Below are 12,623 nucleotides of genomic sequence, written 5' to 3' on the forward strand. Positions count from 1 at the left end.
CTGTTCTTCAGCCCCGAGTTGTTTCTGATTCATTAGACGAGACTGACTTCATGGCCCTCGACATTCACGCCCACCGCATCCTGATCCTCGACTTCGGTTCCCAGTACACCCAGCTGATCGCCCGCCGCGTGCGTGAAATCGGCGTGTACTGCGAACTGCATCCGTTCGACATGGACGATGAAGCGATCCGCGAATTCGCACCCAAAGGCGTCATTCTCGCCGGTGGCCCCGAGTCCGTTCACGAAGCCAATAGTCCGCGCTGCCCGCAAGCGGTATTCGACCTGGGTGTGCCGGTATTCGGCATCTGCTACGGCATGCAGACCATGGCCGAGCAACTGGGCGGCAAGGTAGAAGGCTCCGAGCTGCGTGAATTCGGTTATGCCCGTGTGGACGTGGTCGGCAAGAGCCGCCTGCTGGACGGCATCGAAGACCACATCGACGCCGACGGCCTGTTCGGCCTCGACGTCTGGATGAGCCACGGTGACAAGGTCACCAAAATGCCGGAAGACTTCCACATCCTGGCCAGCACCCCGAGCTGCCCGATTGCCGGCATGTTCAGCGATGAGCGTCGCTACTACGGGGTGCAGTTCCACCCGGAAGTGACCCACACCAAGCAAGGCGGGCGCATCCTGTCGCGTTTCATCCTCGACATCTGCGAGTGTGAAGCCCTGTGGACCCCGTCGAAAATTGCTGAAGACGCCATCGCCCAAGTGCGCGCCCAGGTCGGCACTGACAACGTATTGCTTGGCCTGTCCGGCGGCGTTGACTCCTCGGTTGTGGCCGCCTTGCTGCACAAGGCCATTGGCGACCAGCTGACCTGCGTATTCGTCGACAACGGCCTGCTGCGCCTGCACGAAGGTGAGCAAGTGATGGCCATGTTCGCCGAGAACATGGGCGTCAAGGTGATCCGCGCCAACGCTGAGGACCAGTTCCTCAACAACCTGGCCGGCGAGTCCGACCCGGAGAAGAAGCGCAAGATCATCGGCCGCACCTTCATCGACGTGTTCGATGCCGAGTCCAACAAACTGGACAACATCAAGTACCTCGCCCAGGGCACCATCTACCCCGACGTGATCGAGTCGGCCGGCGCCAAGAGCGGCAAGGCCCACGTGATCAAGTCCCACCACAACGTGGGTGGCCTGCCTGAGGAGATGAACCTCAAGCTGGTAGAACCGCTGCGCGAACTGTTCAAGGACGAAGTCCGCCGTCTGGGCCTGGAACTGGGCCTGCCGTACGACATGGTCTACCGCCACCCATTCCCAGGCCCGGGCCTGGGCGTGCGTATCCTGGGTGAAGTGAAGAAGGAATACGCCGACCTGCTGCGTCGCGCCGACCACATCTTCATCGAAGAACTGCGCAAGGCCGACTGGTACCACAAGGTCAGCCAGGCGTTCGTGGTATTCCAGCCGGTGAAATCGGTTGGCGTTGTAGGCGATGGTCGTCGTTACGCATGGGTTGTTGCACTGCGTGCCGTAGAGACGATCGACTTCATGACAGCGCGTTGGGCACACCTGCCCTACGAACTGCTGGAGACGGTCAGCGGCCGGATTATCAATGAGATCGAAGGTATTTCCCGCGTGACTTATGACGTGTCGAGCAAGCCGCCGGCGACGATTGAGTGGGAATGATGGGACGTCCGGCATTGTCCGGCACGATCTAGCAAGAAATGCCCTGGAGCCCGCGTAATTGCGGGCTTTTGGCTTTTTGGGTCTGGCAAATTCTGGCAGCTTTGTGCATCGCCAAGCACCTTGTGTCTTTTCGCTGACGGATTACCGGCGGCCTTCGCAAACGGGTGATTCGCCGATGCGGCCTTCCTTGCAAAGGTCAATGTTATCTGTGCGCTTGAAACCTGCGTCTTTCATGCAATAAAACCGCGTGAGCACCTGGTCAATCGGGGTTCTGTCGCCCGTCCCTATCAGGTTGGTATAGCCGCATGCGGTCATGGCGTGTTTGACGCCCTCTTCAGACACCCCGATCTTCTTCCAATTGGTAAATTCCGGCGGCGGTGGTTGAAAGCCTCTGCCGGTGCAGCCGATCAATAGCAACGCGTACATACTCGACACCAGGCTCTTCCTGAACATCGTATTCTCTCCCTTGGTTTGACTCGGATAATGTGTACGGCGTCTGCGCAACAGTTAATGCAGTCACTACGAAGAAGGTTTTTCGTGAAGGGTATTTTTCGTGGTGTCAGTGGGTTTCACGGCTTACGCTTACCGCCGCGCTATATCCGAAAAGTAAAACTTATCCAACGTATGCCGCGACTCGGTGTACTCGAACTGCCTTCCATCCTGCAAAAACGTCTGGTTACTCACCACAATCACATGGCTTTGCCCCTCCAGATCCAGATGCGCCTGGTCGTCCTTGCTGCGTGGCAGGGCTTCGATGGTGCGTTGCGCGTAGCTGATCTGCAACTGCAGCGTTTGCTCGATAAACGCGTAGATCGACTGCTCGGCGATGTCGCGGTCCAGGCCGGGAATCAGGTCGCTGATGAAGTGGTTGATGTCCAGAATCACGCGTTTGCCGCCGATGCGGCGCACCCGTTTGATGCGCGTGATCAGGGTGCCGGGTTCGGCCTCGATGTGCTGCAGCAGTGAGCCTTCCAACGGGATCTGGGTGAACTCGACCACGTCGGTACGTACGTCATCGCCCAGGTCTGCGTGGGTCTCGTGGAAGCTGACGATGCCGCCCAGTTGGAACTCGATCGGGTTGGGCGACAACACAAAGGTGCCCTTGCCGTGGATCTTTTGCGCAAAGCCACGTTCCTGCAACTGCTCGATGGCGCGCCGCACGGTGCCACGGCTGGCCTGGTAGGCGTCCATCAGTTCGGTTTCGGAGGGAAGGCGCGTACCGCGTTGCAGGCGCTCGGTGGTGATGCTGGCAAGCAGATCCGTATAGATCTGGTTGTATTTGCTCATGGGATGGCTCTTGCCCGGCGTTATGAAGGTGGACTGCGCGTTCAAGGCAGGAACCTTAGTGGCAGAGGTTGGGTTTGTCCATTGGACACCCGTGCCCGTAGGTGAAAAACCTGACGGAAAGATCGTATGAATAAACAAAAGTGTAACTCGTACAGACGAGTTGTTGATTTAACTCGTACAGACGAGTACTTTTCCCTCCTCGGCGTGCTGCCAACGACTGCCACCCATAAAAACAATCACAGTGGAAAACGAGCATGAGCCACGACTATTCAACGATTGCCCGCGAGATCCTCGACAACCTCGGAGGCCGCGAAAACCTTGAGCAGGCTGCCCATTGCGTGACCCGCCTGCGCCTGGCGCTCAAGGACCCCAGCCTGGTCAACAGCAGTGCCCTGAACCAGGTCGATCTGGTCAAGGGTTCGTTCTTTACCGGCGGCCTGTTCCAGGTGGTGATCGGTCCCGGCGAAGTGGAGAAGGTCTACGCCGCCCTGCGCGAACTGACCGGCCTTGCCGCTTCGACCATTGCCGACGTCAAGAAAGCCGGCGGCGACAAGGCCAACCCCATGCAGCGCCTGGTGCGGGTGTTCTCCGATGTGTTCATGCCGATCCTGCCCGCGCTGATCATTGCCGGCCTGTTGATGGGCGTGAACAACCTGATGGGCGCCAAGGGCATGTTCATCGAAGGCCAGACGCTGCTGGAGGCCTACCCGAATCTGGATGGCCTGTGGAGCCTGATCAACCTGATGGCCAACACCTCCTTCGTGTTCCTGCCGGCACTGGTGGGCTGGTCGGCGGCCAAGCGGTTCGGCGGCAGTGAAATCCTCGGCATCGTGCTGGGCCTGATGCTGGTGCACCCGGACCTGCTCAACGCCTGGAACTACGGCAAGGCGGTCGCCGGCCTCGACGGCCAGAGCCTTCCGTACTTCGATATCTTCGGCTGGTTCCAGATCGAGAAGGTGGGTTACCAGGGGCAGATCCTGCCGATCCTGATGGCGGCCTTTGTCATGAGCGTGATCGAGAAGTGGCTGAGGGCGCGGGTGCCGAATGCCATTCAACTGCTGGTGGTGCCGATCACCACCATCGTGGTCACTGGTGTGCTGGCCCTGGCAATCATCGGCCCGGTGACGCGTCACCTCGGCATCCTGATTACCGAAGGCCTGGTCACGCTGTTTGAAATCGCACCTATGGTCGGCGGCGCGATTTTCGGCCTGCTCTATGCGCCGCTGGTGATCACCGGTATGCACCACATGTTCCTGGCCGTCGACCTGCAGCTTATTTCCACCCAGGGCGGCACCTTTATCTGGCCGATGATCGTCATGTCCAACCTGGCCCAGGGCAGCGCCGCGCTCGGGGTGTTCTACATGACTCGCAATGCGCGGGACAAAAGCATGGCCTCGACCTCGGCCATTTCAGCTTACTTCGGCATCACTGAGCCGGCGATGTTCGGGGTGAACCTGCGTTTCAAATTCCCGTTCTATGCCGCTCTGCTGGGCTCGGCGCTGGGCAGCATTTTCCTGTCGTTGAACAAGGTGCAGGCCTCGGCCATCGGCGTCGGTGGGCTACCCGGGTTTATCTCGATCGTACCGAGCGCCATTCCGATGTTCGTGATTGGCATGGTCGTGGCGATGGTCGTGCCGTTTGCGCTGACGTGCATGTTGAGCATGAAGATCGTTCGGCCTGGTTACCGGGTCGCCTGAAGATCGCTATCGCAGGCAAGCCAGCTCCCACAGTGATGTGTGAACACATTCAAATGTGGGAGCTGGCTTGCCTGCGATGAGGCCGGAAGGGCCAACACCCAACTCTACTGAAGGAATCCACCATGCAAACCTGGCAACACTCGGTGATCTACCAGATCTACCCCAAAAGCTTCCACAGCCACGCGGGTAACGCCACCGGTGACCTGCTGGGCATCGTGGACAAACTCGACTACCTCAAGTGGCTGGGCGTGGACTGCCTGTGGGTTACTCCGTTCCTGCGCTCGCCCCAGCGCGACAACGGCTACGACATCAGCGACTACTACGCCATCGACCCCAGCTACGGCACCATGGCCGACTGCGACCTGCTGATCAGCGAAGCCGCCAAGCATGGTATCAAGCTGATGCTCGACATCGTGGTCAACCACACCTCCATCGAACACGAATGGTTCCAGCAGGCGCGCAGCAGCCTCGACAATCCCTATCGTGACTTCTACATCTGGCGCGACCAGCCGAACAACTGGGAATCCAAGTTCGGCGGCTCGGCCTGGGAATACGAAGCGCAGACTGGCCAGTACTACCTGCATCTGTTCGACCATACCCAGGCCGACCTCAATTGGGACAACCCCAAGGTGCGCGCCGAAGTCTTCAAGATGATGCGCTTCTGGCGCGACAAAGGCGTGGGCGGCTTCCGCCTGGATGTGATCAACCTGATCTCCAAGCCCGCCGATTTCCCCGAAGACAACAGCGACGGTCGCCGTTTCTACACCGACGGCCCGAACGTGCACCAATACCTGCAGCAAATGCACCGCGAGGTCTTTGAAGGCCATGACCTGATCAACGTGGGCGAGATGTCATCCACCCGCCTGGAACACTGCATTCGCTACTCGAATCCAGCGTCGAAAGAGCTGTCGATGACCTTCAATTTCCATCACCTGAAAGTCGATTACCCCAACCTGCAGAAGTGGGTGAAGGCCGATTTCGATTTCCTGCAACTCAAGCAGATTTTCTCCGACTGGCAGGTGGGCATGCAGGCCGGTGGCGGCTGGAACGCGTTGTTCTGGTGTAACCACGACCAGCCACGGGTGGTCTCGCGCTTTGGTGACGACGGCGAATACCGCGTGGTCTCGGCCAAGATGCTCGCCACGGCGCTGCACTTTCTGCAGGGCACGCCATATGTGTATCAGGGCGAAGAGCTGGGCATGACCAACCCCGGCTTCGACAGCATTTCGCAATACCGCGATGTGGAAACCCTGAACATCTTCCGCCTCAAGCGCGACGCGGGAGAGTCCGAAGCTTCGAGCATGGCGGCGATCATGCAGAAGTCCCGCGATAACGGGCGTACGCCCATGCAGTGGAGCACCGAAGCGAACGCCGGGTTCAGCCGCGGTGAACCCTGGATCGGCATTCCCGCGAATGCTGCGCAGATCAATGTCAACAGCCAGATGGATGACCCGGATTCGGTGCTGCATCACTACCGCAGGCTGATCGACTTGCGCCGTCGCGAACCGCTGATACAGCAAGGCGTTTACCGCCCGATGCTGCAAGACCATCGCCAGGTCTGGGCGTACCTGCGTGAAGGCCACGGCGAGCGCCTGTTGGTACTCAACAACTTCTATGGATCGTCGTGCGAGATCCAACTGCCCGAAGGCGTGATCAACGCCGCAAACGAGCAACGCCTTCTGATCAGCAACTACCCCGATTGCCCGCTGCGCACGAGCACGATGGTGCTACGCCCTTATGAATCCTTCGTGCTGCACCTGACTGGTTGAAATGCCCCCTGTAGGAGCGAGCTTGCTCGCGAAGATCGCCAACGCTAACGCGCCCCTCCAGGTGTTGCGTGGAGGTTGCAAATTCTTCGCGAGCAAGCTCGCTCCTACAGGTGATCGCGTCACGCAAGACAGCAAGAAAAAACAATAAAAATAAAAGGAGCACTTCATGAAAACAACAATAAAACTGGGCCTTATTGCTTCCTGCCTCACGGTGCCTTTCGGCGCCCAAGCCCTGGAATTTGCCGGGTATTTGCGCAGCGGCGCGGGCACGTCAACGGGCAGCGGCAAGCAGCAATGTTTCCAACTGCCGGGTGCGCAAACCAAGTACCGCTTGGGCAACGAATGCGAGCAGTACGCCGAGCTGGAACTGCGTCAGGATTTGCTGACCCTCGATGACGGTTCGGTGTTCAGCGTCGATGCCATGGCTTCCCTCTATAACAAGTACGACCGTGCCCTGAAGTTCCAGGGTGAAAACAATGGCTCGGCGCGCATGCCGCAGATGTATGCGCAATGGTCCAACCTGCCCAGTCTCAATGGCGGTTCGCTGTGGGCCGGGCGGCGTTACTACAAACGTAACGACATCCATATTTCCGACTTCTACTACTGGAACCAGAGCGCCACCGGTGGCGGGATCGAGGACGTGTTGATCGGCGGCTTGAAATACAGCTACGCCCTGTCGCGCAAGGACAACCTGTACCAGAAGGAGTACGCCACCCGTCACGACTTCAACGTCGCAGGTTTCAAGACCAACCCCGGTGGCGAACTGGAACTTGGCTTGAGCTACATCGCCAAGGCCGGTGGGCGTGACACCAACAGTGGCTGGGCGCTGACGGCGCAGCATGTACAAGCGGCCTTCCTGGGTGGCAAGAACAAGTTTGCCCTGCAGTACGGCGAAGGCCCCGGCACCGGTCTGGGTTACACCGGCAATACCACGTTGGACAAAAGCAGCAAAAGTTACCGCGCCGTGGAGTTCTTTGATTGGCAAGTGACCCCGCGTTTCGGCGGGCAAGTCGAGGCGGTGTACCAGAAAGATGTGCGCCCAGGGCGTCAGGACCAGAACTGGATGTCGCTCGGTGTGCGTCCTGCGTATGCGCTCAGCGAGCAATTCAAACTGGTCACTGAGCTGGGGCACGATCAGGTCGAGGCCACCGGCGGTACGCGCAAATTGAGCAAATTTACCTTCGCCCCGACCTGGTCGCCCAAAGGTCCTGAGTTCTGGGCGCGGCCGGAAGTGCGGTTGTATTACACCTATGCGTCCTGGAACAAAGCGGCCAAGCGTGCGGCCAATGAGCTGGCGGCGGGCTCGGCGTTGTCCGACACCGGCGCCTATGGCACGGCGCGGCATGGGTCAAACGTCGGTGTGCAGGTCGAATATTGGTGGAAGTAAGCCGGGCTTGTGTGGGAGCGGGCTTGCTGTGGCGAGGGAGCTTGCTCCCGCTCGACTGCGCAGCAGTCGCAGGCTTTTGGGGGCGCTTCGCACCCCAGCGCAAGCAAGCTTGCTCGCCACAGCAAGCCCGCTCCCACCTTTGATCTTCGTCATCCTCAACCTTGCATCGGCTCAATGATTTTTAAAGAACAACACAAACAGGTGAAGTCATGACCACATCTCAACCCCTGGAACTGCTGGCACCCTTGTCCGGGGTTTTGCTGGCGCTGGATCAGGTCCCCGACCCGGTATTTTCCGGCCGCGTGATTGGCGATGGCCTGTGCATCGACCCTACCTCGCAGACACTCTGCGCGCCGTTGACCGGGGTGATCAGCAATATTCAGGACAGCGGCCACGCCGTCAGTGTCACCGCCGAAAACGGAGTGCAGGTGCTGCTGCATATTGGCCTGGACACCGTGAACCTGGCGGGCCATGGCTTCACCCGGCTGGTCGAGGAGGGCCAGCGGGTGGAGGCCGGGCAGCCGCTGATCGAGTTCGATGCCGATTATGTGGCGCTCAATGCACGCAGCCTGCTGACCTTGATGCTCATTGTGAGCGGCGAGCCGTTTGTGCCATTGGTGGCCGGTCAAGCGCTGGTCGAGTCCGGCCAGCCTCTGGTGCAGGTCTCACCGGGGCCGATGCCCGCTGAGGTGGACGAGGAAGAGGGCAATGCGCTGTTTTCCAAGCCAGTGACATTGCCCAATGCCAGCGGCCTGCACGCCCGCCCTGCGGCGGTGTTTGCCCAGGCGGCGAAGGGGTTCAGTTCCAGCATTTTCCTGCACAAGCAAACCCTGAGCGCCAATGCCAAGTCGCTTGTGGCGATCATGGCGCTGCAGACCTCCCAGGGCGACAGCGTGCAAGTGAGCGCGGCGGGGGAAGATGCCGAGGCGGCGATCCAGGCGCTGGTGGCGTTGTTGCTCGACGGCTGTGGCGAGACGCTGCCGGTAACGGTCGAGGCGATCAACGAGCCCGCTACGCCTGCGTCTTCGGCGTCCGTGTTGCGAGGCGTCTGTGCGTCGCCGGGCTCGGCGTTCGGCCAGGTTGTCCAAGTGGCTGAACCGGCGCTTGAGATTCCCGAAGCCGGTGCCGGAGAAACCTTCGAACGTACCGCATTGGCCCGTGGCCTGCGGGCGGCAAACGAGGCGCTGCAAGCGTTGCAGGCCAAGGCGGCCGGCAGTGCCCAGGCCGAGATCTTCCGCGCCCACCAGGAACTGCTCGAAGACCCGACCCTGCTTGAACAAGCCCATAGCCTGCTGGCCGAAGGCAAGAGCGCGGCCTTTGCCTGGAATACGGCCACGGTGGCGACCGCCAGGCTCTTCGAAGGCTTGGGTAAAACGCTGCTGGCTGAGCGTGCGGCGGATTTGGCCGACGTCGGCCAGCGCGTGCTCAAGTTGATCCTGGGGGTGCCGGAGCGTTCCATGGAGCTGCCGGAGTGCGCCATTCTGGTCGCCGAACAATTGACCCCCTCACAAACCGCCGGCCTGGATACCAGCAAAGTGCTGGGCTTCGTCACGGTCGCCGGTGGCGCTACCAGCCACGTGGCCATCCTCGCCCGGGCCCTCGGCCTGCCATCCCTTTGCGGCGTACCCAGTCAAGTATTGGCCTTGGCCAACGGCAAGCGGGTACTGCTCAACGCCGACAAAGGCGAGCTGCAGCTGGAGCCGAACCTGGCTGAAATCGAGCAACTGCAGGCGGTTCGTCAACAGCAAAAGCTACGGCTGCAGCGTGAAGTGGCACAGGCCTCACAGGCGGCGGTCACCCGCGACGGTCACCACGTCGAGGTCACAGCCAACGTCGCCTCATTGCAGGAAGTGGAACAGTCACTGACCCTGGGCGCTGAAGGCGTGGGTCTGCTGCGTTCGGAGTTCCTCTACCTGGAACGCAACCGTGCCCCGAGCGCAGAGGAGCAGGCCGACACCTACAGCGCCATCGCCCGCGCCCTCGGCCCCGAGCGTAATCTGGTGGTACGTACCCTGGATGTGGGCGGCGATAAACCCTTGGCCTATGTGCCGATGGAAAGCGAGACCAACCCATTCCTTGGCCTGCGCGGTATCCGCCTGTGCCTGGAACGCCCCGAACTGCTGCGTGAACAGTTGCGTGCGATTCTTGCCAGTGCAGGCTTGGCGCGGCTGCATATCATGTTGCCGATGGTCAGCCTGCTGTCGGAGCTGCATCTGGCGCGCAAGATGCTCGAAGAAGAGGCGCTGGCCCTCGGGCTGGCCGAGTTACCAAAGCTGGGCATCATGATCGAAGTCCCCAGCGCAGCGCTGATGGCGGATGTGTTTGCGCCCCATGTGGATTTCTTCTCCATCGGCACCAACGACCTGACCCAGTACACCCTGGCCATGGACCGCGACCATCCGCGCCTGGCCAGCCAGGCCGACAGTTTTCACCCGGCCGTCCTGCGCCTGATCGACATCACCGTCAAGGCGGCCCATGCCCATGGCAAGTGGGTGGGCGTATGTGGTGCGCTGGCGTCCGAAACCCTTGCTGTGCCGGCGTTGATCGGCCTGGGTGTGGATGAGCTGTCGGTCAGCGTGCCGCTGATCCCCACCATCAAGGCCACCGTGCGCGAACTGGACCTGCACGACTGCCAGATCATTGCCCGCCAAGTGCTGGGCCTGGAAGAAGCCGACCAAGTGCGCGAGGCCCTGCGCCTGTACCACGCGGCCACCGTTGAAACCTCACCTGTCGTGGAGCACTGAGCATGTTCGAGAAATTGCAGCGGGCGTTCTGGAAAGCCCTGACGCCTGATTTGGTGGCCGAGACGGTCGCACCGACGACGCCGAGCCTGTTGTCGGCCGATGTACTGGGTGCATTGGGCGGGGAGGGGAACGTCACGTCACAGCAGCGCGTGGCACTCACGCGGGTGCGGGTGCAGTTGCGGGAGGCGGGGCGTTTGGATGAGTCGGCGTTAAAGGCAGCGGGTATACCGGCAGTGATGGTGTTGACGGGTGGGGTAGTCCATCTGCTCACCGGCCTATAAGGCGACGATGATCACATGTGGGAGCCGGGCTTGCCCGCGATAGCGGTGTGTCAGGCGCCGACTACCTTGACTGTCAGGCCGCTATCGCGGGCAAGCCCGGCTCCCACAGGGATTTGCAGTGTGCGGGCTGCCGTGATCAGAGTTGTGGGGTGTCTTGTGGCGGCTTGGTCTTGTCCACGCCCGGCACATGCAGGTTGCCTTCCACCACCTGGTTGCCCTCCAGCTGCGGCTGGGTCACCCAGGTAAGAATGTCGTAGTAACGTCGAATGTTCGCCACAAAATGCACCGGCTCGCCGCCGCGGGCGTAGCCGTAGCGGGTCTTGCTGTACCACTGCTTCTGCGACAGGCGTGGCAGCATCTTCTTCACGTCCAGCCACTTGTTCGGGTTCAGGCCTTCTTTCTTCGCCAGGAGGCGCGCGTCGTCCAGGTGGCCGGTGCCTACGTTGTAGGCGGCGAGGGCGAACCAGGTGCGGTCGGGTTCGGCGATCTTGTCGTCCAGCTCATCCTTGATCCGGGCCAGGTACTTGGCGCCGCCCATGATGCTCTGCTTGGGGTCAAGGCGGTTGGACACGCCCATGGCTTGCGCGGTGTTCTGGGTCAGCATCATCAGGCCGCGCACGCCGGTCTTGGACGTGACCGTGGGTTGCCACAGCGATTCCTGATAACCAATGGCTGCCAGTAAACGCCAATCGACTTTCTCGGCCTTGGCATAGGCGCGAAAGTGTTTCTCGTACTTGGGCAGGCGTTGTTGCAAGTGCTGGGCAAAGGTGTAGGCGCCGACATAGCCGAGGACATCGACGTGCCCGTAGTAGCGGTCCTTCAGGCGTTGCAAGGTGCCATTCTTCTCGACCTTGTCCAGGTAACTGTTGATCTCGTTTAGCAGGCTGTTGTCGTCGCCTGCTGCCACGGCCCAGCTTTGATTGCTGGCATTGCCGAGGTCGAAGGCCACGCGCACGTTCGGGAAGTACACCTGGTTCATGGCCACTTCGTTGGAGTCCACCAGGGTCAGGTCGATTTGCCCTTCGTCGACCATGCGCAGCAAATCCACCACTTCAACGGCGTCGGATTCTTCGTACTCGATGGCCGGGTTCTGTTTTTTCAGCGCCGCCAGTTGCTCGGCGTGGGTGCTGCCCTTGAGCACCATGATCTTCTTGCCCACCAGGTCGGCGGCGTTGGTGGGGCGCGATTGGCCGTTGCGGTAGATAATCTGTGGGGTGACTTCAAGGTACGGGTGGGAGAAGCGCACCTGCTGCTGGCGCTGGTCGCTGCTCACCAGACCGGCGGCGGCGAGTACCGGGCCATTGGGTTTGCCCAGCCGGCTGAACAGGTCGTCGAGGTTGTCGGCCGTCTCGATTTCCAGCTTCACCCCCAGGTCGTCGGCAAAGCGCTTGACCAGTTCGTATTCGAAGCCGGTTTCACCGTTGCGATCCTGGAAATACGTAGCGGGACTGTTGCGAGTGACCACCCGCAATACGCCATCCTCCTTGATTCGCTCCAGTGTGCTGGGTTTATCAACACAGGCACTGAGCATCAGGAAGAGCAAGGTGGCGATGAGCCATTTGACGCATCGCAGGCGCGAAACAGTTGGGAAGAACATCTGCGCAGTATACGCAAACGGCTCACGGCGCCATATCTCGACAGCGGCGCGCTTGTCTGCTAGCCAGCGTAAAACTGTGCTGCAGCCCGCAGAAACGGGGCTTGGCGAGCGATTGTGACGGTTAAAATAACTGCGCCCAATACCCTGGATAACGCCGTGATCGCAGGCAAAGCGTGCCAACTGACGTTCGGCGGCGGCCACCGGTAGCGTTTCGGGTGCCGTTGGCGAAGGTT

Annotated in this window: 9 protein-coding genes; 6 read left to right on the plus strand and 3 right to left on the minus strand. The window is 60.6% G+C overall.

The features are described from left to right. Positions 1 to 50 precede the first annotated feature (50 nt). Positions 51 to 1,628, plus strand: a complete 1,578-nt coding sequence (guaA, locus tag FXO12_RS24390) for a glutamine-hydrolyzing GMP synthase (RefSeq protein ID WP_014719806.1) — start codon at positions 51 to 53, stop codon at positions 1,626 to 1,628. Between the two features lie 141 nt (positions 1,629 to 1,769). On the opposite strand, the gene FXO12_RS24395 is transcribed toward guaA, so the two are convergent. Together FXO12_RS24395 and treR are read right to left on the minus strand one after the other, a co-directional pair. Beyond that, positions 1,770 to 2,081 carry a hypothetical protein gene (locus FXO12_RS24395; protein ID WP_054897803.1) on the minus strand — a complete coding sequence of 104 codons (312 nt, stop codon included), beginning with the start codon at positions 2,079 to 2,081 and terminating at the stop codon, positions 1,770 to 1,772. Positions 2,082 to 2,210: 129 nt separating this feature from the next. Beyond that, positions 2,211 to 2,915, minus strand: coding sequence for a trehalose operon repressor (treR, locus tag FXO12_RS24400; RefSeq protein ID WP_054918297.1), 705 nt, complete (start codon positions 2,913 to 2,915; stop codon positions 2,211 to 2,213). Between the two features lie 254 nt (positions 2,916 to 3,169). Between treR and treP the strand changes: the two genes are divergently transcribed. The 5 genes from treP (at position 3,170) to FXO12_RS24425 (ending at position 10,793) form a co-directional block, all read left to right on the plus strand. Continuing rightward, entirely contained in the window at positions 3,170 to 4,612 is a 1,443-nt protein-coding gene (gene treP, locus FXO12_RS24405) for a PTS system trehalose-specific EIIBC component (protein WP_054918298.1), read from the plus strand. Positions 4,613 to 4,734: 122 nt separating this feature from the next. Further along, positions 4,735 to 6,381: an alpha,alpha-phosphotrehalase gene (gene treC / locus FXO12_RS24410; protein ID WP_060772711.1), complete on the plus strand. Its 1,647-nt coding sequence runs from the start codon at positions 4,735 to 4,737 to the stop codon at positions 6,379 to 6,381. Between the two features lie 166 nt (positions 6,382 to 6,547). Next, entirely contained in the window at positions 6,548 to 7,768 is a 1,221-nt protein-coding gene (locus FXO12_RS24415) for a carbohydrate porin (protein WP_054897800.1), read from the plus strand. 209 nt (positions 7,769 to 7,977) lie between these two features. Further along, on the plus strand, positions 7,978 to 10,512 hold the full coding sequence (ptsP, locus tag FXO12_RS24420) for a phosphoenolpyruvate--protein phosphotransferase (RefSeq protein WP_057975069.1): 2,535 nt from the start codon (positions 7,978 to 7,980) through the stop codon (positions 10,510 to 10,512). A 2-nt stretch (positions 10,513 to 10,514) separates the two neighbouring features. Next, positions 10,515 to 10,793 (plus strand): PTS transporter subunit EIIB, encoded by a 279-nt coding sequence (locus tag FXO12_RS24425; protein ID WP_057975070.1) that lies wholly within the window; start codon positions 10,515 to 10,517, stop codon positions 10,791 to 10,793. Positions 10,794 to 10,929: 136 nt separating this feature from the next. Here the strand turns inward: FXO12_RS24425 and mltF are convergent, their stop codons facing one another. After that, positions 10,930 to 12,390 carry a membrane-bound lytic murein transglycosylase MltF gene (mltF, locus tag FXO12_RS24430; RefSeq protein WP_014719798.1) on the minus strand — a complete coding sequence of 487 codons (1,461 nt, stop codon included), beginning with the start codon at positions 12,388 to 12,390 and terminating at the stop codon, positions 10,930 to 10,932. Positions 12,391 to 12,623 lie beyond the last annotated feature (233 nt).

The sequence above is a fragment of the Pseudomonas sp. J380 genome (assembly GCF_009827115.1).
GTDB lineage: Bacteria > Pseudomonadota > Gammaproteobacteria > Pseudomonadales > Pseudomonadaceae > Aquipseudomonas > Aquipseudomonas paracarnis.